This is a genomic window from Ruegeria sp. N10 (assembly GCF_056531545.1).
Genome location: NZ_JBQFLY010000005.1, coordinates 90,432 through 113,931, shown reverse-complemented (window position 1 = coordinate 113,931; position 23,500 = coordinate 90,432). Strand labels below are relative to the sequence as shown.

General features: G+C 54.5%; 22 protein-coding genes and 1 pseudogene. 11 read left to right on the top strand and 12 right to left on the bottom strand.

Going from position 1 to position 23,500, the window contains the following annotated elements; genetic code table 11:
• Positions 1-12 precede the first annotated feature (12 nt).
• The gene (locus ACR0JI_RS09365; protein WP_480477252.1) at positions 13-804 is read left to right on the top strand and encodes an inositol monophosphatase family protein; all 792 of its coding nucleotides are present in this window, start codon (positions 13-15) and stop codon (positions 802-804) included.
• 3 nt (positions 805-807) lie between these two features.
• Here ACR0JI_RS09365 and ACR0JI_RS09360 read toward each other — a convergent pair whose 3' ends face one another.
• From ACR0JI_RS09360 to ACR0JI_RS09340, 5 genes are read right to left on the bottom strand one after another with little or no spacing between them, the layout of a single operon-like run.
• A complete protein-coding gene (locus ACR0JI_RS09360; protein WP_480494142.1) occupies positions 808-1,374 on the bottom strand; it encodes a histidine phosphatase family protein in 567 nt (188 codons plus the stop codon).
• Positions 1,375-2,436 carry an ABC transporter ATP-binding protein gene (locus ACR0JI_RS09355; protein WP_480494140.1) on the bottom strand — a complete coding sequence of 354 codons (1,062 nt, stop codon included), beginning with the start codon at positions 2,434-2,436 and terminating at the stop codon, positions 1,375-1,377.
• A gap of 11 nt (positions 2,437-2,447) precedes the next feature.
• The gene (locus ACR0JI_RS09350; protein WP_480494138.1) at positions 2,448-4,661 is read right to left on the bottom strand and encodes an ABC transporter permease; all 2,214 of its coding nucleotides are present in this window, start codon (positions 4,659-4,661) and stop codon (positions 2,448-2,450) included.
• Complete coding sequence (locus ACR0JI_RS09345; RefSeq protein ID WP_480494136.1) at positions 4,662-5,687, bottom strand: ABC transporter substrate-binding protein; 1,026 nt, start codon at positions 5,685-5,687, stop codon at positions 4,662-4,664.
• 58 nt (positions 5,688-5,745) lie between these two features.
• Complete coding sequence (locus tag ACR0JI_RS09340; protein ID WP_480494134.1) at positions 5,746-6,210, bottom strand: NUDIX hydrolase; 465 nt, start codon at positions 6,208-6,210, stop codon at positions 5,746-5,748.
• 224 nt (positions 6,211-6,434) lie between these two features.
• On the opposite strand from ACR0JI_RS09340, the gene ACR0JI_RS09335 reads away from it, so the two are divergent.
• The 6 genes from ACR0JI_RS09335 (at position 6,435) to ACR0JI_RS09310 (ending at position 11,664) form a co-directional block, all read left to right on the top strand.
• Positions 6,435-7,244, top strand: coding sequence for a DeoR/GlpR family DNA-binding transcription regulator (locus tag ACR0JI_RS09335; protein ID WP_480477264.1), 810 nt, complete (start codon positions 6,435-6,437; stop codon positions 7,242-7,244).
• Positions 7,245-7,305: 61 nt separating this feature from the next.
• Positions 7,306-8,280 carry a phosphate/phosphite/phosphonate ABC transporter substrate-binding protein gene (gene phnD, locus ACR0JI_RS09330; RefSeq protein ID WP_480477266.1) on the top strand — a complete coding sequence of 325 codons (975 nt, stop codon included), beginning with the start codon at positions 7,306-7,308 and terminating at the stop codon, positions 8,278-8,280.
• 60 nt (positions 8,281-8,340) lie between these two features.
• On the top strand, positions 8,341-9,135 hold the full coding sequence (phnC, locus tag ACR0JI_RS09325) for a phosphonate ABC transporter ATP-binding protein (protein ID WP_480477268.1): 795 nt from the start codon (positions 8,341-8,343) through the stop codon (positions 9,133-9,135).
• Entirely contained in the window at positions 9,132-9,947 is an 816-nt protein-coding gene (gene phnE, locus ACR0JI_RS09320) for a phosphonate ABC transporter, permease protein PhnE (RefSeq protein ID WP_480477270.1), read from the top strand. Before phnC ends, phnE (ACR0JI_RS09320) begins: the two co-directional genes overlap by 4 nt.
• Positions 9,947-10,762, top strand: coding sequence for a phosphonate ABC transporter, permease protein PhnE (phnE, locus tag ACR0JI_RS09315; RefSeq protein ID WP_480477272.1), 816 nt, complete (start codon positions 9,947-9,949; stop codon positions 10,760-10,762). The genes phnE (ACR0JI_RS09320) and phnE (ACR0JI_RS09315) overlap by 1 nt, the downstream gene beginning before the upstream one ends.
• On the top strand, positions 10,759-11,664 hold the full coding sequence (locus ACR0JI_RS09310; protein WP_480494132.1) for an HAD-IIA family hydrolase: 906 nt from the start codon (positions 10,759-10,761) through the stop codon (positions 11,662-11,664). Before phnE (ACR0JI_RS09315) ends, ACR0JI_RS09310 begins: the two co-directional genes overlap by 4 nt.
• Positions 11,665-11,721: 57 nt before the next feature.
• Here ACR0JI_RS09310 and ACR0JI_RS09305 read toward each other — a convergent pair.
• Both ACR0JI_RS09305 and ACR0JI_RS09300 read right to left on the bottom strand, forming a co-directional pair.
• A pseudogene (locus ACR0JI_RS09305) lies at positions 11,722-12,746 on the bottom strand (IS30 family transposase).
• Between the two features lie 247 nt (positions 12,747-12,993).
• Complete coding sequence (locus ACR0JI_RS09300; RefSeq protein WP_209507088.1) at positions 12,994-13,446, bottom strand: Lrp/AsnC family transcriptional regulator; 453 nt, start codon at positions 13,444-13,446, stop codon at positions 12,994-12,996.
• A gap of 116 nt (positions 13,447-13,562) precedes the next feature.
• Here ACR0JI_RS09300 and ACR0JI_RS09295 point away from each other — a divergent pair, with 116 nt between their 5' ends.
• The 4 genes from ACR0JI_RS09295 (at position 13,563) to ACR0JI_RS09280 (ending at position 17,901) form a co-directional block, all read left to right on the top strand.
• Positions 13,563-14,762: a methionine gamma-lyase gene (locus ACR0JI_RS09295; RefSeq protein WP_480494130.1), complete on the top strand. Its 1,200-nt coding sequence runs from the start codon at positions 13,563-13,565 to the stop codon at positions 14,760-14,762.
• 15 nt (positions 14,763-14,777) lie between these two features.
• Positions 14,778-17,150: a 1-deoxy-D-xylulose-5-phosphate synthase N-terminal domain-containing protein gene (locus tag ACR0JI_RS09290; RefSeq protein ID WP_480477278.1), complete on the top strand. Its 2,373-nt coding sequence runs from the start codon at positions 14,778-14,780 to the stop codon at positions 17,148-17,150.
• 100 nt (positions 17,151-17,250) lie between these two features.
• Positions 17,251-17,631, top strand: coding sequence for an aldolase/citrate lyase family protein (locus ACR0JI_RS09285; protein ID WP_480494128.1), 381 nt, complete (start codon positions 17,251-17,253; stop codon positions 17,629-17,631).
• An 18-nt stretch (positions 17,632-17,649) separates the two neighbouring features.
• Entirely contained in the window at positions 17,650-17,901 is a 252-nt protein-coding gene (locus tag ACR0JI_RS09280) for a DUF2218 domain-containing protein (protein ID WP_480494126.1), read from the top strand.
• A 144-nt stretch (positions 17,902-18,045) separates the two neighbouring features.
• Here the strand turns inward: ACR0JI_RS09280 and ACR0JI_RS09275 are convergent, their stop codons facing one another.
• The 5 genes from ACR0JI_RS09275 to ACR0JI_RS09255 all read right to left on the bottom strand — a co-directional run bounded on the left by ACR0JI_RS09275 (position 18,046) and on the right by ACR0JI_RS09255 (position 23,466).
• A complete protein-coding gene (locus tag ACR0JI_RS09275) occupies positions 18,046-19,275 on the bottom strand; it encodes an AGE family epimerase/isomerase (protein WP_480494124.1) in 1,230 nt (409 codons plus the stop codon).
• 67 nt (positions 19,276-19,342) lie between these two features.
• Positions 19,343-20,410 (bottom strand): ABC transporter ATP-binding protein, encoded by a 1,068-nt coding sequence (locus tag ACR0JI_RS09270; protein WP_480494122.1) that lies wholly within the window; start codon positions 20,408-20,410, stop codon positions 19,343-19,345.
• 11 nt (positions 20,411-20,421) lie between these two features.
• The gene (locus tag ACR0JI_RS09265; RefSeq protein WP_480494120.1) at positions 20,422-21,264 is read right to left on the bottom strand and encodes a carbohydrate ABC transporter permease; all 843 of its coding nucleotides are present in this window, start codon (positions 21,262-21,264) and stop codon (positions 20,422-20,424) included.
• 10 nt (positions 21,265-21,274) lie between these two features.
• Complete coding sequence (locus tag ACR0JI_RS09260; RefSeq protein ID WP_480494118.1) at positions 21,275-22,210, bottom strand: carbohydrate ABC transporter permease; 936 nt, start codon at positions 22,208-22,210, stop codon at positions 21,275-21,277.
• Complete coding sequence (locus tag ACR0JI_RS09255) at positions 22,207-23,466, bottom strand: ABC transporter substrate-binding protein (protein WP_480494116.1); 1,260 nt, start codon at positions 23,464-23,466, stop codon at positions 22,207-22,209. The genes ACR0JI_RS09260 and ACR0JI_RS09255 overlap by 4 nt, the downstream gene beginning before the upstream one ends.
• Positions 23,467-23,500 lie beyond the last annotated feature (34 nt).

Here is a 23,500-nt window from a genome sequence, read left to right as displayed (position 1 = left end):
AAAGGACAGGCCATGAATCGTCTTTCGGAACGCAGAGCTTTTGCCATCGCGGTCTGTGAAGAAGCTGGGGTGATTGCCGAGAAATACTTCTTGGACAGGAGTAATCTGGTCATCGATCAAAAAGGTGCTCAGGACTGGGTGAGTGAGGCGGACAAAAACGTCGAAACCTTCATTCGCCAAAAGATCATGGATGCCTGGCCGCAAGACGGGATATTTGGCGAAGAACACGGCGCTGCCACCGGTGAGAGCGGGTTTGACTGGGTGATTGATCCAATTGATGGAACTACGAATTTCGTCAATGGCATACCGGTATGGACGATTGTTCTGGCCGGTGTCACCGAAGGGCGCACTGCGGTCGGTGTGATCCGGGATCCGAATATGGACGAAACCTTTGTGGCAACACGTGGAGAGGGCGCGACACTGAACGGTTCACCGATACACGTGGCCTCTGGGGTTGCTCTTCAGGACGGGACGGTTTCTGTGGGGTATTCGAACCGGATCGAAACTCGCCACGTCGTGCCGGTGGTCGCAGCGCTGATCGAGCGCGGTTCCATGTTTCACAGAAACGCCAGTGGTGCATTGTCATTGGCCTATGTCGCAGCCGGGCGACTTCTGGGTTATGTGGAAGAACACATGAACGCTTGGGATTGTCTGGCTGGGCAATTGTTGGTTACGGAAGCGGGTGGTGTTGTCGAAGATCAAGACGCCGACGCGATGATCCGCGACGGTGGGCGTGTGATCGTCGGAACGCCAGATGTATTTGAAAGCTTGCTGGAAATCGCAGAGAACGCTTGGGGTGCTTAACGTCTAGGCCATTGATAACCAAGTGGAATAAGGTCGTAGATTTGTCAGGCTTGCCTGCCAATAATGGCCTTGTGACGGTTGATAGTACTGGCGGTTAATCGGATTTCCAGAAAGTTCACACCACAACAATGTACCGACCGCGCCATGTGTAACGATTGCGCGGTCTCCGGCTCCATGGGCACGAATGATCTCCGACACTGCACGACGAATGCGCCTCTGAGCATCGGCCGCAGTTTCCCAACCGCGAAAGCTAATGTTCGGCTGGGCAAAGAATGCGTCGGCGGCCGCCTCGAACTTTTCCCGTGGCAGGAAACCTGTGGCACTCCGATCATTCTCGCCAAGATCCGGGTGGAAATATAAGGGCAACCCCAAGGGCGCAGCCAGAATCTCACCAGTGTCGCGAGCCTTTCGTTCGCTGCTGGCCCAGATATGGCTGACATTGGCCATAGCTTCACTGGCGGCAAAGGATGCGGCGCGCCAGCGACCTGTCGTGCTCAGACCCCATTCCGTAATGGGGGTATCCGGATCAATAACGACCTCGGGGTGAGTAATGATCAGTAAATCCGGCACCTAGTCAGGCAGAAGTACCGGTCCTTTGCCGGCAAACCCCATCCTGATTTCAGTACCCGGTGCAAGCGGTGCATCAACATCGTCGTGGACCGCAAAAACCTGACCAAATGCGCCGGTCAGTGTGTATTCCATCCGCACGCCAACATAGGTTGCCTTGGCCACTGTAGCGGCGATTCCGTCATCAGAACCAATCACAAGGCGCGATGGTCGTACAGCGATGGTCGCGGGCCCATTTGTCAAACCGCGACGCGGCAGAGTGTGACGGTAACCTTCGATCTCGATTGTTGCAGTATCACCGTCGGTTGCAACGATCTGACAGTTGAGCAGGTTTGCCTCGCCTATGAAATCGGCAACAAACCGGTCATTCGGGGCATCATAAAGCTCGCGAGGTGTACCCATCTGAGCGATCGCGGCGTTCCGCATCACAACAATCTCGTCCGAGACGGCCAGGGCCTCTTCCTGATCGTGGGTGACATAGACAACCGTCAATCCAAGGTCTTGCTGAATGGCCCGGATATCCTCGCGCACCTGGCGTCGCAGCTTGGCATCAAGGTTGGATAGCGGCTCGTCAAACAGCAGAACCTGTGGTTCAAGAACCAGAGCTCGCGCGACGGCGACACGTTGTTGCTGACCACCCGAGAGTTCGGAGGGAAGGCGATTGTCGAACCCCTTGAGCCCTACCAGTTGCAAGCCATGCAAGGCGCGGCTGCGAGCCTCATCCTTGGCAAAGCCCGAGAATGTGAGGCCGTACATTACATTCTCCAGCACGCTCATGTGCGGAAACAGCGCGTATGATTGAAACACCATTGATACGTCGCGGTCTGTCGCGGGCAGTTTGGTGACGTCCCGGTCGCCAATCATAATCTTGCCAGAGCTTGCCATCTCTAACCCGGCGATCATGCGCAACGTCGTTGTTTTGCCACAGCCTGACGGACCAAGCAGCGTGACCAGTTTTCCCGCTTCGACATGAAGGTTAATGTTATCAACAGCAACAACGTTTTTGCCGAACACTTTCGACACGTTCTCGAACCGTACCGGCGCGGCCTTGGATTGCAGGCTCATGTCAAAATCTCCTAAACATTGGTGCGTGACTGCGTCATTCGACGCCCGATCTGAGTGCGACCAACGATCAGCTGCATCAACGCAACAACTGCCAGCATCACGAAGATCAGCGTCGTCGAATACGCAATGGCTAGACCATAGTCGTTATTCTCGACCCGCCCGATAATATAGCTGGTTGCCATGTCGTATTCGGCACTGACCAGAAAGATCACAGCCGAGATCGCCGTCATCGCGCGAACAAAACTGTAAACAAGTGCGGCCAGTATCGCGGGGCGTAGCAGCGGCAGAATGATACGACGAAATGTCTGCCACGAGTTTGCACCAAGGGTCAGCGACGATTCATCAAGACTGCGGTCAAGTTGCGACATGCTGGCGATGCCCGCACGGACCCCAACCGGCATGTTGCGGAATATGAAGCTGATAACAAGGATAACGCCTGTGCCGGTTATTTCGATTGGCGGAACGTTGAAGGCAAGAATATAGCTGACACCAATCACCGTACCGGGGATAGCAAAGGACAGCATGGTTCCAAACTCGAAAGCGTTCTTTCCTGCAAAGTTCTGCCGGGTCAACAGGTAAGCCGTTACCAGCCCAACCGCCGCCGTCAGAGGTGCAGCAATTGCCGCAATGGTTATGGTGGTCCAGAAGCTGTCCCAAGCGGCGCCGGTCCAACGAATGCCCTCTTCTTCAAATCGTACAGAGAATGCAGTGACGTAGTGCTTTAGGGTCAGGGAGTTATTGACACCCCAAAGCTCGACCACACTGCCGTAGATGATCATTGCATAGACAATGATCGTGAACACCGCCCAGCCAAGGGCGAATACCAGCACGGGAACAGAAAGGCCTGTCGGCATCAAAGGGTGCACGCCTGCGTCGCCTTTGCCTGTTACGGTTGTATAGCTTTTCTTACCCAGCCAAACACGCTGTGCGTAAAAGGCCGAAAGGGTGAAAAACAGCAATACCATGGCCAGAACGGCGGCCCGTCCTTGGTCGTATTGTGCCCCTACGATGGCAAAGAAAATCTCAGTCGATAGAACGTCGAAATTCCCACCCAGAACAAGTGGGTTTCCGAAGTCGGCCATACTTTCGATGAAGCCCAAAAGAAATGCATTGGCAAGTCCGGGGCGCATCAGGGGCAGGGACACTGTCCTGAACGTTTGCCACCTGCTGGCGCGGAGAGTCTGGGCCGCTTCCTCCATAGATGGCGAGACGCCTTCCACCACGCCGATTAGAACGAGGAATGCAATAGGTGTGAACGCAAGGGCCTGTGCGATGAATATACCTGGCATTCCGTACAGCCAGCGCGTTGGCTGCGTGCCGAACAGATCGGCGACGAACCGTGTGACTGAGCCTGACAGGCCAAAAAGCAGGATCAGCGCAAGCCCAATCACAAATGGCGGGGTGATGATCGGAAGAACAGTCAAAGCCCGCAACAGGCGTTTGTAGCGAAAGCCCGAGCGGGTCACGACCAGTGCAAAGCACAAACCCAGGGCAGTCGTGACGAAGCCAACCAGGATGGCAAGAAACAGTGAGTTCCATGCCGCGCCACACCTGGCACCATAAAAACACCCCAACCCCCAAAGCCGGCCATCAAAGAACTTTGAGAAGAAGACAGCAATCGAATATGCGCCATCTTCAGTGACGAAAGCAGCGAACAGCATCTTGGCGATCGGAAAAAAGACAAAGACGGTGACGATGGTAATCACACCGCCAATCGCACTGACAACAAAGACGTCACCGTTGATGGCACCTCTTGCCGCAATGCCTTGGGTCAACAGGAACAGAAAGCTTGAAGCGCAAATCATTGCGCCATAGCCCATACCGAATTGGCGATCACCAAGTTCGCCAAAATAGGCTTCCAACCAATTGAAATTGAAACCCCTGATGCCAATCCCGAATCCCTGTGCGATCAACCAGCCGAAGCCGAGCGCACCGGAAAGGATCAGAACCCGGGCATAGAGCGGGTCAGACTTGGCTCGCTTCAGCACCAGAAGGGGTAAGGTCAGAGCGATCAACAGTGGGGCAAGCCAAAGCTTCTCACCCTGTGCGATCAGGAATGCAGCGGGGGCATAATCTTCGTCAAACGGGTAGCCTTCAAAAAGCCATTCGAATGACCACAGGCCGCCGTCGACCATATACCACGGCAGCAGGCAAAACCCGACCCACCCGGCGATGACCCAAAAGATCAGAACCGGACGGGTCTTTTTTGTAATATGGTTGGCCATTTACTGCGGCAGAACCGAAACCTCTTCGTCCCATTTCTGCAACAGACGCTTCCGTTCGTCTGAGGAACCATACTTTTTGAAGTCATAGTCGATCAGCTTGATCTGACTCATGTCAGGCGCGCTTTCCGACGTTTCTGCGCTCTTGTTCGATGGCACCTGAAACGCGCTGACCTGAAGAGCAAGGTTCTGCGCCTCGGGCGACAGCGCCCAGTCATAGAACTTCTTCGCCTCTTCCTCGTTGCGGGCGCCTTCAATAATAGACATCGACCCAATTTCGTATCCGGTACCCTCGCATGGCGCGACTACCTTGATCGGGAAACCCGATACAGCCTGCTTTACTGCATCATGCATGAAGACGATGCCAATCGTGTTCTCGCCTCGACCGGCTGCTTTGATTGGTGCTGATCCGGATTTTGTATACTGGTTGATATTCGAATGCAGGCCTTTCATGAACTCAAAACCTTCATCCTCGCCAAAGATCTGCACCATCGAGGCCAGCGTTGTATAGGCCGTACCAGACGAGTTCGGGTTGGCCATCTGAACGTGACCCTTGTATTCAGGCTTTAGCAGGTCTTTCCAACAGGTGGGTTCGGGTAGGTTATTGGCCGCCAGCAGGTCTGCGTTATAGCCATACCCAAGTGCGCCGGAATAAATGCCGATCGTTCTGTTTCCGGCACTTTCGGCTTGGGAAATTGCCCAATCATGAAGCTGGTCGCGCATTGGCGACATGTATTCCATTGTCAGGCCCTCTTCGGCGGCCTGCAAATGCGGATCACCCGTGCCGCCCCACCACACGTCTCCTTTCGGGTTCGAGCTTTCGGCACGAATCTGGGCAAAGGTTTCACCTGACGACTTACGCGTCATGTTGACGTCGATGCCCGTCGCATCTTCGAAACTGCGCGCCATGAGTTGGCACCAGTCTTCCTGCGCCGAGCAATAGAGTGTCAGCTTGTCTGCCTGCGCTGCCGACACAGATGCGGCTATTGCAATCAGCGACCCGACGGCCGTGGATGTAAGTTTTTTCATTATCATTCCTCCCTTTGGTTATCGTGCACCAGTATCTTTTGTTTTGTCAGGCGCTTTCTCATCCAGCTTTTCGTAGCTTGTTAATGACAGACTGGGCGTTCTGATTGCCCGTCAGATTTCTCAGAAAACTTGACAGATCTCTTTCTTCCACCAGCTTTGCCGCTTTCCCCGGTGAAAACCAGTGACGCGTCCGTTCGTCCCGTTCTTTCCAACGCCGCTTCAGTTTTTCAACGACCATGGGATAGAGGGTAACGCGGCAGCGAACGCTATTCGCGCCTTCAAAGCGCTTGTCGTAGAAAAATTGGCCAATCGGCTGTTTCGAGATTGCCCCGACTGCACCTGCTTCTTCCAGGGCTTCAATTTCGGCGGCATGCCAAGGTTTCTTTCCTTCCATCAACCAACCTTTTGGGATGACCCACCGCCCTGTATCGCGCGAAGTCACCATCAAAACACGCAGCTTTCCATCCCTGTCCCAGCGCATCGGAAGTGCTGCAATCTGGTCTGTTATGTTGCCGTCGCTCATGCTGTCCTCAATGACACGGTATCAATAGCGCGCCCAGAATAACCTTCAGTCGTTAACGGTGGTTCTTGGGTTTTCACTTTGAAACGGTTCAATTCACACATTCTTGCCTTGCGCTTTGGACTCTTCTGAATTGTCACAACCTACTGAGGGTTATGCAACAAAAATTATTGCATTATGCCCGAAATCCCACAAAAGTGGGGTTTGAAACCTGATTGGGTTGTTGGATGTCCAAAACGAAAATACGTGCCAAAACGATTGAAAAGGGACGGGGTAGGGTAAAGAAATCCGACCGGCGCCAGCAAATACTGCTGGAGTTGAAGCTTCGCCCGCATGTTCGTATCAATGAATTGGCTCAGCGTTTCAACGTCTCTAACGAGACGGTTCGCAGGGATTTTGACGCCCTGTCGAATGACGGCCTGATCGCACGCGCGCACGGAGGGGCATCTGCCCCGGCACAAGGGCATTATCCAGGTCTGGACGAGCGAGCCAACGCGCGGATTGAGGAGCGCGAACGCATAGGTATCAGCGCGGCGGGACTGGTTCGTGATGGTGAAACGGTCATGATCGATTCCGGTTCGACCACAATCGAAATGGCCCGTGCATTGGCCTATCTCGGCACTCCTTGCACAGTGATTACGAATTCAATCCCGGTGGCAATGACCCTCGGCCATGGGGCTGCCGAGGTTCTGCTTTGTCCAGGAGAATATCTGGCAACCGAATCTGCGACGATCGGAACCGAAACGCTGGAATTCCTGTCTCGGTTCAATGTCGACAGATGCATGATCGGCTCGTCAGGTTTTTCGGTCGAAGGCCCTTCAGAAACCGTGCGCGGCTTTGCGGCTGTCAAAAGAATGATGCTGACGCGCGCAGCAAATCGACATCTTTTAATCGATTCAGGGAAATTTGGTCGTAAAGGCCTGTCTCAGGTCGGAGACCTGACCAGCCTGGATTCCATAGTTTCCGACACGAAACCAACAGGAGAATTGCTTAACGCGATCAACGGTGCCGAGGTTGATGTTCTCGTCGCCCCGTAAACACTGAAACGAATGACGAACAGCGGACTGCAAAAAGACCGCGCATGACTGGGAGGAAAACATGAAGATAGACATCAGATTATTGATTGGGGCATCGGCAATTTCGCTTATGTCGCTTTCCGGCACAGCTTCGGCGCAAGATTGCCCGAGGGGTGATCTGGACGAGCGATTTTGCGACGTGGATGGGGATTTGATTGCGGATATCCCCACTGATCCCAATGAGTGGATTGATCCTGACACCTTGATTTTTGCGTATACACCGGTTGAGGATCCGGCGGTCTACCGGGATGCTTGGGTTGAGTTCATTGACCATCTTGAAAGTGTAACTGGCAAAAATGCCCAGATATTTCCAGTTCAATCGAACGCGGCGCAAATTGAGGCTATGCGCTCTGGACGTTTGCATATTTCGGGTTTCAACACTGGATCTAACCCTTTGGCAGTGAATTGTGCCGGTTTCCGCCCATTTACAATTATGGCGTCGGAAGATGGACATTTCGGCTACGAGATGGAATTGATCACATTTCCAGGATCAGGTGTGGAGTCGGTAGAAGACATCAAGGGCGGTAAGCTTGCTTTCTCGTCGCCCACGTCGAATTCGGGTTTCAAAGCGCCATCTGCTATCCTGAAGGGTGAGTATGACATGCTTGCAGATCGTGATTTTGAACCAGTCTTCTCAGGCAAGCACGACAATACTGTTCTCGGTGTGGCCAACAAGGATTATCCTGCAGGTGCTGTCGCCAATTCTGTGATGCAGCGTATGATCGCACGAGATGTTATCAGTGCTGATCAAGTTGTGTCGATCTACAAGTCTCAAACCTTCCCGACTACTGGTTTCGGCACTGTTTACAACCTTCCGCCCGAGCTTCAGGACAAGATTAAAGAGGCCTTCTTCACGTTTGATTGGGAAGGAACCGCGTTACAGGCAGAGTTCTCCAAGTCCAACGAGGCCCAGTTTATCGATATGAACTACAAGGACTTTTGGGACGTCATTCGGAAAATTGACGCGGCAAACGGCGTCTCCTACGCCTGCCAATAAGCCTTGGTCAATCCGGCGGGCCTGAATAGGCCCGCTAATCACCCTAATCGGGGGCAATTTATGCTGCGTCTTCAAAAGCTAACAAAAACCTACAAGACCGGAGATCAGGCACTGAAGGCCGTCGATCTTGAGGTTCCCAAAGGGCAGGTGCTTGCACTGATCGGACCCTCGGGCGCGGGTAAATCGACCATGATCCGCTGCATAAACCGTTTGGTTGAGCCCACAAGCGGCGGTGTTCTTCTGGACGACATGGATCTGACCAAACTCGGCTCGGGTGCGTTGCGGAAAGCACGCCGCGAAATGGGTATGATCTTTCAGGAATATGCCCTAGTCGAACGCCTCACCGTGATGGAAAACGTATTGTCCGGTCGGTTAGGGTATGTCGGTTTCTGGCGCAGCTTTCTGCGGCGGTATCCGCAGTCCGATGTGGACGAGGCTTTCCGCCTTCTGGACCGCGTGGGACTGTTGCATATGGCTGACAAACGCGCGGACGAGTTATCAGGTGGTCAACGCCAAAGGGTCGGTATCTGCCGCGCTCTGATCCAGAACCCAAAGTTGTTGCTGGTCGATGAACCGACCGCGTCGCTGGACCCGAAGACCAGTCGTCAGATCATGCGGTTGATCACCGAACTGTGTCAGGAACGCGGGCTGGCGGCCATTATCAACATCCATGACGTGGCACTAGCCCAGATGTTTGTTCCCCGTGTCGTAGGCCTCCGCTTTGGCGAAATCGTTTTTGATGGTCTCCCAACAGGGCTCACCCCGGAAAAGCTGACCGAGATTTACGGCGAGGAAGACTGGGAAGCGACCATCGAAAAAGTGGATGAGGATGAAGATGTCGAGGCCGCAGAATGAGCCATCGAGAACTTGACGACATGCTGGGAAAAGGTTGGCGCAAACCGGCCTTTATCAAAAACACGTTGCTGCGCAGGGCATTGATACTTGGGTTTTTCGCTTACCTGATCGCGGCTTTCATGACCATCGATGTTGATTGGGGAAGGGTCTATGAGGGACTGGACAGGGGATGGGCGTTCGTCCTTGCCTTTACCAGCCCGGATTTCATTTCACGGTGGTCAGATATCTGGGCCGGCCTTCTGGAAAGCATTGTGATGACCGTGGCCGCGTCGGTTGTTGGTATCCTGATTTCGATCCCGATTGGATTGGGGGCTGCACGTAATATCGCCCCGTTGCCAATCTACATAATTTGCCGCGGCATTGTCGCGTTAAGCCGGGCGCTGCAGGAAATTATCGTTGCTATTTTGCTTGTGGCCATTTTCGGATTTGGCCCGCTGGCAGGATTTCTGACGCTGTCCTTCGCGACAATTGGATTTCTTTCCAAGCTCTTGGCTGAAGATATCGAGGCGATGGACAAAGTTCAGGCAGAGGCGATCCAGGCCTCTGGTGCAAGATGGCTGCAATGGATCAACTACGGGGTTCAGCCTCAGATCATGCCTAGGCTTGTGGGTCTTTCCATGTACCGGATCGATATCAATTTCCGGGAAAGCGCTATTCTCGGGCTGGTGGGGGCAGGCGGCATTGGCGCGACACTGAACACTGCTTTTGATCGATATGAATATGACACGGCAGCCGCCATTCTGATCCTTATCATCGGGATCGTCATGGCCCTTGAATACCTTTCGGGGATTATCCGCGCGAGGGTTCAGTAATGCCTGTTCTTGAACGCGACGATACAAAAATCTGGCGCAGGCGGACGACGGGCCAAAGCCTGGTTCGCTGGTTTGGCTGGCTTTTGGGCGTAGCGATTTTTGTCTACTGTTGGCAGCTCATTTCAGAATCGACAACCTGGTTTTTTGTCTGGGACGCGCCCCGTATCGCCAACGATATATGGACCCGAGCAACGCCGCCCAAATGGGACTATATCACCCAGTTGGGTCGCCCGATCTGGGATACCCTGAACATTGCTACTCTGGGCACGATCATCGCTCTGTGCTTGGCTGTACCTGTTGCCTTTTTGGCGGCCCGCAACACTACTCCGTCGGCGTTGTTCATCCGCCCCATTGCCTTGTTGGTCATTGTCTCGACCCGCTCAATCAACTCGCTGATCTGGGCGCTGCTATTGATCGCTATCATTGGACCGGGCGTGTTCGCAGGTGTCATAGCAATCGCCATCCGTTCAATCGGGTTCTGCGCTAAACTTCTTTACGAAGCGATTGAAGAGATTGATCACGGTCAGGTCGAGGCGATCACAGCCACCGGTGCTTCGCGGTGGCAAGTCATGGCGTATGGGATCGTTCCGCAAATCCTGCCAGCATTTGCCGGAATTGCAGTCTTTCGTTGGGATATCAACATTCGCGAGTCCACAGTGCTTGGGCTGGTTGGCGCCGGTGGCATCGGGTTGCAGCTTTCGGCCTCGCTTAACGTTCTGGCGTGGCCGCAAGTGAGCCTGATCCTAATTGTAATTCTTTTTGCGGTCATGATCAGCGAGTGGGTTTCGGCAAAAGTACGAGGAGCGATCATTTGACCGGATTCTCAGCGCAAGAGGCTTTCAAGGCTTACGAAGCCGTCCGGCACCGCCTTCCAGATATAGAACCGAACGACGTGAGCTATCGTCGTATCGAGACTCTTTCCGAAATTATGGATGAGTTTGACGTGTTTCTTCTGGATGCGTTCGGGGTTCTTAATATAGGCGACACGGCGATCCCCGAAACGCCCGAACGGATCAAGTCGCTGAAGGCTGCGGGCAAACGTGTCTTGGTGGTGTCGAATGCCGCTGGGTTTCCCCACGCCACGCTGTTGGAGAAATACACCAGACTGGGATATGACTTCGCGCCGCAGGATGTGATCACCAGTCGGGCTACGTTGCTGTCCGGGCTGAATGGCCAACGTGGGCTGCATTGGGGTTTGATGGCGACACCCAGCGCCGGTCTTCGCGACTTGGAAGGTTTGAAATTAACCTATCTGGAAGATGACCCGCAGCCCTATGAATCTGTTGATGGTTTTCTGATGATCGGGTCAGCCGCCTGGACCGAAGCCCGGCAGGCGATGTTGGAGGTGGCATTGCTAAGCCGTCCCCGCCCGGTATTGGTGGGCAACCCGGATATCGTTGCCCCGCGCGAGTACGGCTTTTCCAAAGAACCAGGTCTTTTCGCACACCGTTTGGCCGACCGGACAGGTGTAGCCCCGCAATTTTATGGAAAGCCATTCGGCAATATCTATGATCTTGCTTTTCAGCGACTTGGGCCTGTCAACAAATCCCGCGTTCTGATGGTGGGTGACAGTTTGCATACTGACATTCTGGGCGCGCGTCATGCCGGAGTGGCTTCGGCACTTGTCTCGGATTTTGGATTCTTCGCCGGGCATGATGTCGAGGAAGCGATCAAACAGGCAGCGATCGTGCCGGATTTTGTTGTGACCCGACCTTGAGAATTTGAAGTAATGCGAATTGTAGGAGGAGTGTGAGCGATAGTTGAACTGCGACTCCTATTGCCTTCGAGGGTAGGGAGATCGAGCCAACTCTGCCATCATCCTTTCTCTGAACACTTCGGCTGGCGTTTTCCATCCGAGGCATTTGCGGGGCGTGTTGTTGAGGCGGTCACAGATCATTTTCAGTTCATGATCTGTGACCGCCGTGATGTCCCGCTTTCTCGGCAGCCACCTTCGGACCCGCCGATTGGTGTTTTCGACCGTGCCTTTCTGCCACGGAGAGCAGGGATCACAGAACCACGTCTGCGTTCCGATCTCGGCCTGAAGATGTGGCCAGCTGACGAACTCGGTGCCGCGGTCGAATGTGATGGATTTCCGGGCTAGGTGGGGCAGGTCGCGAACCGCTTTCATGATCTTGCCCATGACCGGCTTCGTGCGCTTGTTCGGGTTCTTCAGCAACACCGTAAACCGGCTGACGCGTTCGACCAGGGATGCCACGTTCGACTGCCCAAGGCTCTGTTTGAATAGCATCAAATCTCCCTCCCAGTGGCCGAACTGGCGGCGATGCGCCACGTCATCGGGACGGAACAGGATGCTGACATCGCGGTCGAACTTGGGTGCCTGACGCTTTCTGGCACGGCGGGGACGGCGATACTTGCGGTGGTTTGGCAGGTACCACCAGAGTTCCTGGCCATGCCTTCTTTCGAGTAGATATAGCGATAGATGGTTTCCTGGCAGACCCTGAGTTTGGCACCCTCATAGATCATCCGGTTGCCGATCTGTTCAGGCGTCCAGCCATGCTTGAGTCGCTCGACAACTTTCCTGAGCAAATGCGGATAGCGGATCAGCTTGCGTTGCCGGGCGCGCCGATCGGCCGCCATCAGATGGGCGGCGGCACCATAGTAGCCGTCACATTTGGGCATGCATTCATCGCTGAAAAAGTTTCGTTTGATCTCACGATGGATCGTGGCCTTTGAGCGCTTCAGCACACGCGCCATCTCGCGAACAGGGACCTTTGCATGTCGCCAGCGTTCGATTCTGCGGCGTTCCTCAATGCTCAGTTGGGTGTAAACAGCTCCCATGGCACAATCTCCTCATTAGATAACTCATTGTTTTCTAATAGGAGTCGCACTTGAAGGTAGCGCACACCCTAATAGTCGAATTTAGCGCATAATGATGATTATGTTACTTGTACGGAGACGCATCCAGTCGGCGAATTTTACCTAACCGAGGTAATACTCACAGTCACGGAAACTCGAAACTGGTTCTTCCGCATCCTAACAATCTAGAACTCAATGCTAAGGGTCACTTTCGAGAACTCAAACCATCTCAGGCTGGAAACACCGCTGTTTTCTTGACTGTTCCATAAACAAAGCTGGTGTCGATCGAAGCTATCCCGCCGATCGGGTGAATTCGGTTTCGAATAAAGTCTTCGTATGCTTCGAGGTCCGATACCAATACCCGCAACTGGTAATCCATTGCGCCGGTCAGCACGTGGCATTCTAGAACTTCATCGATCATCCGAACGCGTTTTTCGAATTTCTGCACATCTGTTTCATTGTGCCGCTCAAGCCGGATGCGGACAAAGACGGTTATCGCCATCCCGTATGCAGCAGCGTCCACATCGGCACTGTATCCCTTGATGACACCGCTGGCCTCAAGGTTTTTGACCCGCCGCAAACACGGTGAAGGAGACAGATTGACCTCATCAGCAAGATCCTGGTTCGTCATACGCCCATCCCGCTGCAACGCTCGAATGATCTGCCTGTCTTTGGCGTCCATCTTCTCTCCATTTTTTAGCATAATATGCCAATGTAGGCCCTCAACGTGGCATTATTCGCAACCCATTGCTCAAAGTAAAGGCGCAAAGTGATAGCGACTTAGATCAGGAGCCCACCGTGACCCACACAACCGGATTTGCCACTCGCGCCATTCATCATGCCTACAACCCATTTGAAAATGATGGTGCGCTGACACCGCCCCTCCACTTGACCTCAACCTTCTCCTTCGAAACCGCAGAGGCAGGCGGTGAGATGTTTGCCGGCGAGCGCGCAGGTCATATCTATAGCCGGATATCGAACCCTACATGTGACCTTCTTGAAAAGCGCATTGCAGTTCTGGAAGGTGCCGAGGCTGGGCTCGCGCTTTCCAGCGGGATGGGCGCAATTACCGCCGTATTTTGGACCCTGTTGTCGCCAGGTGACGAAGTCATTGTCGACAAAACACTCTATGGCTGCACATTCGCTTTCATGCGCCACGGTCTGGCAAAATGGGGTGTCACTATTACCCATGTTGACATGACGGACCCCGCGAACCTGAAAGCCGCTGTTTCCGAAAAAACCCGTGTCGTCTACTTCGAAACCCCAGCCAATCCAAACATGCGCTTGGTGGATATCGCCGCCAGTTCAGAGATCGCACATTCTGTCGGTGCGCAGGTTGTGGTCGACAATACATATGCCAGCCCCTATCTGACCCGCCCGATCGAGCACGGCGCGGACATCGTCCTTCACTCCGCCACCAAATATCTGGGCGGGCATGGCGATGTGGTCGCGGGTCTTGTGGTCGGAACCGCCGAGCAGATTTCTGAGATCCGGCTTGTCGGCATGAAGGACATGACAGGCGCAGTGATGGCACCATTCAACGCAATGCTGATCCTGCGTGGGCTGAAGACACTGAACCTGCGACTGGATCGCCACTGTGCGTCCGCCAAGGTTGTTGCCGATTACCTTCAGGCACACCCTGCCGTCAGTGAGGTGTATTTCCCGGGGCTTGAGAGTTTTGCCCAGCACGATGTCGCACGACGCCAGATGTCGCAGCCGGGGGCCATGATCGCCTTTGAAATCAAGTCTGGCCTGTCCGGTGGCATCAAGTTCATGAACCGCCTGAACATGATCCAGCGCGCCGTGTCCTTGGGGGACGCAGAAACCCTAATCCAGCACCCGGCATCCATGACCCATTCGACGTATACTGCGGAAGAACGAGCAGAACATGGAATCAGCGATGGCCTGATCCGACTTTCCGTCGGGTTGGAAGACGTTGAAGATATCCTTGCAGATTTAGAGCAAGCTTTGCCCTACCCTGCCCGCAGTGCCGCCTGAGTCCCGGAGACCACCATGCCGTATGATCCCAACCAGTTGAAAATCGTTGAACAGCGTCTGCTGTGGCTGTCGCATTGGATGATCCACCATGCCAACCATATCCGGCCCAAGGTTGATGGGATAAAGGTCGGTGGTCATCAAGCGTCGTCTGCGTCGATGGTTTCGATCATGACTGCGCTCTACTTTTCGGCTTTACGGCCCGAAGATCGGGTTGCGGTAAAACCGCATGCGTCACCGATTTTCCACGCGATGCAGTACCTCATGGGCAACCAGACCCGCGAGAAGATGGAAAACTTTCGCGGGTTTGGTGGCGTGCAAAGCTATCCCAGCCGGACAAAGGACATCGATGATGTCGACTTCGCGACAGGTTCGGTAGGTTTGGGTGTCGCGATCACCTCGTTTGCTTCGATCATTCAGGACTACGTCAAGGCCAAAAACTGGGGGGCAGATGCCCCGATGGGGCGAATGGTGGCGCTTGTAGGCGACGCTGAACTGGATGAAGGCAACGTATACGAGGCATTGCAGGAAGGCTGGAAAAATGGCCTGCGCAACACGTGGTGGATTATCGACTACAACCGGCAGTCACTTGATGGCATCGTTCGTGAAGGGTTGTTCGAACGGATCGAGAAAATCTTTGATGCCTTCGGATGGGATGTTGTGCGCGTGAAGCACGGCGTGTTGCAGCGTGCGGCCTTCAAAGAACCTGGCGGCGATCGGCTGCGAGACTGGATTGATGCCTGCTCGAACCAGGAATACTCGGCCCTGACGTTCATGGGCGGCGAGGTTTGGCGAAAGCGCCTCATGGACGATCTTGGGGATCAGGGGGATGTGACGGCGCTGATCGAGCGGCGCACAGATGCCGAACTCGCTGCATTGATGGAAAACCTCGGCGGCAACTGCGTTGAGACCATGGCCCAAACCTTTGCTGCCATCGAACATGACCGCCCTACTTGTTTCTTGGCCTACACGATCAAGGGATGGGGTACGCCAATTGCGGGCCACAAGGACAACCACGGTGGGCTGATGAACAACAGCCAGTTCGTCGCGTGGCAAGAACACATGGGCGTGCCTGCCGGTGAGGAATGGGAGCCACTTGCGGCAGTGCAGGACCCGGAAGCGCTGAAAGACTTTCTGTCGAAAGTTTCCTTCTTTGCCAAAGGTCCGCGACGCTATTTCGATGACAAGCTGGATGTTCCATCTATTGACATCGACACAAGCCGCGAAATCTCGACCCAAATGGCTTTCGGCAAGATTTTGGATGACTTGTCGAAGGGCGACAGTCAATTGGCCGAGCGTATCCTGACGACGTCTCCTGATGTCACAGGCACAACAAACCTTGGCCCGTGGGTAAACCGGCGCAAACTGTTTGCCAGATCCGAGCAAGCCGACGCTTTTATTGAACACCGTATCCCCTCGACGGCAAAATGGGAATTTACTCCTGAAGGGCAACATATCGAGCTTGGTATTGCCGAGATGAACCTCATGTTGCTTTTGGGCGTTGCGGGCCTTTCGCATTCCCTGTTCGGCAAGCGGCTTATCCCGATCGGTACTGTGTATGACCCCTTTGTCAGCCGCGGCCTCGATGCACTCAATTATGCTTGTTATCAGGATGCGCGCTTTATGCTGGTCGGCACGCCTTCGGGCATTACGCTGGCCCCAGAAGGCGGCGCACATCAATCCATTGGCACACCGTTGATCGGGATGAGCCAGGACGGTCTGGCGGCCTTTGAGCCAGCCTTTGCCGATGAACTGGCCGTGATCATGGAATGGGCCTTTGATTATCTTCAGCGCGACGGCGAAGGGCAGCCGGACGAACGCACCTGGCTGCGTGACGAAACAGGCGGTTCGGTTTATCTGCGCTTGACGACAAACCCGATTGAACAGCCTGGCAAACGCGTGGACGATGAGTTCCGTCAAGGTGCCATTGATGGTGCATACTGGTTGCGGAGGCCGGGCCCGAATTGCGAGGTCGTAATCGCTTATCAAGGGGCCGTTGCACCCGAAGCGATCAAAGCCGCTGGCGTGATCGGCGAAGGACGCAAAGACATCGGAGTGCTGGCGGTGACTTCAGCAGATCGGCTAAACGCCGGGTGGACGGCAGCGCAACGGGCGCGTTCGCGCGGCAATCAAACGGCTCGGTCCCACATCGAAACTTTGATGTCCGGTCTGCCGCGCCACTGCAAGCTGGTTACCGTGATTGACGGACACCCCGCGACATTGTCTTGGCTGGGTGCCGTACAGGGACATCAGACCATCCCATTAGGGGTCGAACATTTTGGCCAGACAGGGACAATCGGCGACCTCTATCGGCACCATAGCATTGACGCGGACGCTATCCTGGAGAAGGTGAACGGTCTGACCCATGGCAAGGCTTTGCTTCGCACATGAGCGGCGGTATTGGGCGTCGCAGCTAGGGCCTTACCCTCAGGGTAATTGGGCCCTTTGTGCAGGCGCTCCCTTGGGTTCGAAACCCGGAACGAAAGGCACCTTGTTCGAGCCAAACTTTTGGGATCTGAGAATAAATGCCGTTCAGGTGGAAAACCGCCTTGGCTTGGATGCACTGGATGACATTCTGACCACAGATGTCGACGGCGTATTTATCGGTCCGTCAGATTTGGCCGCGGATATGGGCCACATCGGCAATGCTGGCCACACCGACGTGGTCGAAGCGGTTTTGGACGCGTTGAAACGGATCGTGGCCGCGGGCAAGGCAGCGGGCATCCTGACGTTGGACCCTGTGATGCAGCGCAAGTGCCTGGATCTTGGGGTTAGGTTCCTGGCCACGAATATCGACGTAACACTTTTTGCGAAGGCTATGCGAGGGGCGGCTGAAACCGCGTTGGAAATGTTGCCGGACCAGAGCGCGTAAGGAAACGCGCCAACAGATGTGGCCAGCAAGTATCTTCAGCAGTTATGCAAGCACTGGTCCTACAAGGGGCAAGTAGAATTTGATGTAACTGAAGGGAAAGTTTCATTTGAAAACGGGTGCGCGGTCGCGATGAAAGCGACGGACGAGGGGCTGGACATAGTTGCTTCAGTCGGCCCACGTGGTGACTTGAACTCGTGGAAAGTTGTCATAGAAGACCACCTGAAACGCTTTGCATTTCGCGAAGAGTTCACGGTTGATTGGAATGCATAACGCTGGAATGCAGGGGCAACCGAGCGACCTCCTGACATTCGGACACCGCCGCAGGCTACGATTTGTAGTCTGCGGATATTCGACAAGACCCTGCACCGGATTCTGACTCGGGTAAGACAAGCCGCAACTGAGGATTTTCCAAACCTAAAGCGGCATCATCCTCGACAAACGTCCTGACAGCGGAAACAGACAGGCTTGCAACGAGTGGTAGATGTCCGGCTTGCCGTCAAAAATAGATGTCACTACAGCCCCTGCCCCATCCACTGCTGGAAACCAGCCGCCATGTCGATGATCCACAAGTGTTTCACTCGCATAGGTCCAGAGCTTTCTGTACCACTCCTCGTCTTCTGGCCTTCTGTCTAGCGCGATCAGAGCGGCAACCGCCCCTATGGCTTCGGTGATGGGCCACCAGAACCGCGAAGCATTGGCAACGCGACCATCAAAATCAAGAGTATAGGCCAACCCGCCGCCAGGCAGCCACGCATCATTCAAAGCCTGCGCAATCAAGCGGCGCGCCCTGTACGGAGCATTGGGGTTCGTTCGGCCTGACAAATCCCAATGCTGAAGCTGAAGCCGACCCAATTCGAACGAATGCCCCGGCGTTGTTCCGTAAGGTCTGAACATCGGGTCACCCGCATAATCCCGGTTGATCTGCCAATCAGACGAATAGTGTTCGGGAAGCCGCCAGTTTTCACCGGGTGCAATTTTGCCAATGAAGAAGTCCAGAATGCGACCGGCGCGGGACAGGAAGATTTCGTCTCCTGTGGCTTCAAAGGCGGCCAGCATTGCCTCAACGCCGTGCATATTCGCATTCATTCCGCGATATGTGGAAAACGGCGTCCAATCCCTGTTCCATTCATCGCGAAACAGGCCTGCTTCTTCGTCCCAGAAGTGTTTTTCCAGAACACTTTGGACATCTGTCATTAGCTTGTCTGCATCCGGGTGACCCGCCAGTTTCGCACTTGCCGAGGCAAGAAGGACAAAGACGTGCCCATAGGCAAGCTTGCGGTCATCCTTGATCTGATCCCCATCCAACGCCCAGAGATATCCGCCGTGGTCGCGATCTCGGTGATGGCTATCGAGATATGTCATGCCGTGATCAATGATCCGTTCAGCACCTTGGAAACCGGACAGAAGTCCTAATGCATAAGAATGAACCAACCGGGTCGTCGTGTGCAGCTCCTGCGGCTTGCCGGGCAACGGGCGGCCATCGTGACCAAGTGTATAGAACCCGGGCTCATCCCGGCAGCTCGCGCTGAAGAACGTAAGTTGCCGCATGGCCTGGTTCATCAACCAATCGCGATGTCTTGACGCTTCAATCCAAAACCCGGCTTCGGACTGCGAACCCGGCAGCAAAAGCTGGTTATCGTTCATCTAAAGATCCCGAGGTTGGAGTTTTATCGCATGCGGCGAAGCCCAATCTTCCAAATTATCCACCATCTCAGCAAGCCCGTCTCAACGCTGTACCATCCGAAGCAAACAGATGTGCATTCTGTGCTTGAATGCGCAAACCGAGGCGATCCCCGGATTTCACCGGGATATTGCCATGCTTGCGCACCATCATGGGGCCGATCCCCTCGGCATTGACGTAGATGTTCGTGTCCGACCCCAGATGTTCCACAACATCCGCCACGGCCGACAGGTCACCGGCACCGTTGTCCACGACATCGATATGTTCCGGCCTTACACCCAGTTCTTTAGCCTGAGCGGCAAGGGGTTGATCGAGAATTTTAATTTCAACCCCATTCCCGACATTCACGCCAGTTTCAGTTCCCAATACAGGCACAACATTCATGGTGGGTGAGCCGATAAACTGGGCAACAAATTTGTTGGCCGGCCTTTCATAAAGCTCGAGCGGACTGCCGACTTGCTGGATATCCCCTGCGTTGAGAACAACGATCCGATCTGCCAGCGTCAACGCTTCGACCTGATCATGGGTCACATAGATCATGGTCGCACCTAGTTTTTGATGAAGCCGCGCTATCTCCAGCCGCATCTCGACACGCAGAGCCGCATCAAGGTTTGACAATGGCTCGTCAAACAGAAATGCGCGTGGGTCTCGGATGATGGCCCGCCCCATGGCAACCCGCTGACGTTGACCTCCTGAAAGGGCCTTGGGCAAGCGATCCGTCAATTTGGTCAACCCCAGCGTCTCTGCCGCCTGGGCGACCTTTGATATGCGTTCAGCCACCGGAGTTTTGCGGATTTCCATTGAGAAGCCCATGTTCCGAGCGACATCCATATGCGGATAGAGAGCGTAGGACTGGAACACCATCGCGATGTCCCGATCCCTTGGCCTCACATCATTCATGCGCTCGCCATCGATCAGAAAGTCGCCGCTTGATATCGGTTCAAGACCAGCAACCATACGCAGCAAAGTGGACTTGCCGCAGCCTGACGGGCCGACCAGAACGATGAACTCACCATCCTGAATCTCAAGGTTGATGTTGCGCAGAACCTCGACGGATCCATAGCGTTTTGCAACGTCACGAAGTTCGATACGTGCCATGATTTGGCCTCCTATCCTTTGACCGCGCCGGACGTGAGGCCCTGCACGAGATAGCGTTGAATGAAGATGAAGAAGAGGCAACTTGGGATCAGTGCCAGCACGCCGGCTGCCATCATTTGCCCCCAATCGACCGAGAATTTGGAAACAAATGTCAACAAGCCAACCGGGAATGTCATCGCGTCGTTCTTTGAAATCAGCATCAACGCAAACAACAGCTCGGACCATGCGGCAGTAAAGACAAATCCAAGCGTCGCCCCGAGACCGGGCAATGTCAGCGGGAACACCACTTTGCGCAGCGCCTGAAACCGTGTACAGCCATCCATCATCGCCGCATCTTCCAGATCTTTGGGTATGCCATCAAAAAATGACTGCATCAGGAATGTTGCAAAGGGGATGTTGAACGCGGTGTAGACAACGATCAGGCTTGTCAGCGAATTCAGCAGCCCCAGGTCCGCGATGATCTTGTAGATGGGTGCGATGATCATCAGCAGCGGGAACATCTGGGTGACCAGCATCAAGGCAATGATGATCCGTTTGCTCGCGAAAACAAAGCGGGAAAAGGCATAACCCGCCCCAGCCGCGAACAATGTCGTAAAGAACGCCGCCCCCAGCGACACCACAAGAGAGTTCCGGAAATAGGCCACAAAATCGGTCTGAAAAATGACTGTTTTGAAGTTTGAAAAGGTCACTTCGCTTGGGAACAGGCGCGTTCCCTCTGAAAAGATCAGCGCGTCCGGGGTCAACCCGATCTTGAGCAACCAATAAAGCGGGAACAACGCAAAGATCAGATAGAACGCAAGTGCTGCGTATTTACCCAAAACCAGCAGCGGGTTGGGATTCCTGACAGCTGACATGGCCAACTCCTCAAATCTTGACCAGCTTCTTACGAAGCCAGAGCAGGACAACGGCGTAAATCAGAAGGATCACCAGCAGCGCCACAGCAATGGTTGACGCATAGCCGAAGTCCAATTTTCGAAAAGCTGTGGTGAAGATGTAGGTCGACAGGATTTGCGTCGAATTGGCAGGCCCGCCGCCGGTCATCACGTAGATCAGGTCGGCGAAATTGGCGATCCAGATCGTCCGCAGCATCACGGTGATCGCGATCATCGGAGCAAGGAACGGCAAGGTGATCTTGGTGAAGGTCTGCCATGGGGTCGCGCCATCGACTTCTGCAGCCTCATAAAGCTCACCGGGTATCGATTGCAAAGCCGCCAACAGCGTGATCGCAAAGAACGGTACGCCAAACCAGATATTTGCAGTGATCGGCCCCCACATGGCAAGCTTGGGGTCGCCAAGGATATTGTAGGGCTCTGACAGAATGCCAAGCGCGGCCAGCCAATGCGGTAGCGGGCCGATGACAGGGTTAAATAGCCACGCCCATGTCAGCGCGGACAGAAAGGTCGGGACAGCCCAGGGTAGGAAAACAAGCGCCTGAAAGAGTTTCTTTCCATAGAACTGTGTATTCAAAAGCATGGCAAGGCCAAGGCCAAGCAGAAACTGGAACGTTATTGACCAAAAGGTCCAGAACAGCGTGTTCTCCATCGCGATCCAGAACTTGCGGTCTCCCCACAGATCAACGTAGTTTTCAAACCCGATCCAGCCAGAAGCAAAAGGCTTCAACAGCTCAATGGATTGGAACGAATATGAGATTCCGATGATTAGCGGAACCATGATCACCGCACCGATCAGAAGAATAGCGGGTGACAAATAGAAAAACGGCTCGACCATGTATTGCAAGTAGAGCGAGCGTCGTGCCCGGGTTTCCCCGGGCCTGACAGTTTTCTGAGTGCGCGAAGTCACTGTTTTGCCTTCCACTTGGCGTGCTCGTCGGTGAGGAACTCAGCCCACTCATCCGCGACGTCCTGCGCGCTGCGCTGCCCCAACAGGGCTTCCTGACTGGTTTCCAGCAGAAGCGTGCTGCCAAAATAGCCCCACTGTTCCAGGTTGGTTGGCATTGTTGTTGGCACATATTGCTCGCCGTTCAGTTCTTCGAACCAGCCTTTGAATTGCTCGGTCTGGAAATGAGGATCCTGATCGGCGCCTTTGTGGATCGGAATGACACCAACACGCTTTGCCCACGCTGCATTGGCATCGGGCGTCGACAAGGCCGCAACCAGATCAAAGGCTTCGTCCTCGTGTTCTGTCGCGCTGAAAATCGACCAACCTGCGAACCCAATGGTCGGGAAAGCTTTGCCCGAAGGTCCGACAGGCATCGGAATGACCGCAAAATCTTCGGCAGGCATCCGCTCGGCAATAGCGATCAGTGCGTCCGGGTCCTGATCGAGGAATGCACATGTACCGGAATAGAAACCGGCCACGATCTCGTTAAAGCCCCAACTGACGGCGTCCTTGGGCGCATATCCGTTCTGATACATGTCGATCATGAACTGGATACCTTCGACCGAGCCGGGCTCGTTGATGCGGCTGACACCGTCTTCTGTGAAGAACTCGTTGGTGCCGTTCATGGCTGCGGCGAACATGATCCAGCCATTTGTTCCACCGGGACCACCGCGCAAACAGTACCCATACTTGCCCTCAAGCTCGGACACTGCGGCCGAGGCTGCCTTGAACTCCTCCATCGTTGTCGGGGGAGTGTCGATACCCGCTTCGGCCAGCAGTTTCTTGTTGTAGAACATCGCCCGCAGATAGAATCCGTACGGGATCATATAGAGATCACCCGCCTGGCTGCCCATAGCGACTGTCTTGTCAGTCAGCGAAGCCCCGTGTTCCCATCCGGCGACATGATCCTTGAGACTGACCAGCTGATCGGACCCAGCATAAAGAGCCTGCCAGGTATCGGGCATTTCAACCACATCAGGGATGTCGCCACCTGCCACCATTGTTGCCAGCTTTTCGAACGCGTTACCCCAAGGTAGCGATACAATCTCGACAGTGACGTCGGGATTATTGGCTTCAAACTCATCAACCAGTCCCTGAAGCACCTCTGTACGCTCGGGGCTTGTAATAACCTCGACCAGTTTCAATGTGGTCTCAGCGTAAGATGCCGATCCCATGAGCACGGCCGCAGCCGTCATTCCAGTTAGTAGTTTCTTCATGTTTTCCTCCTGTTGATTTTATTGAGCGAACGGT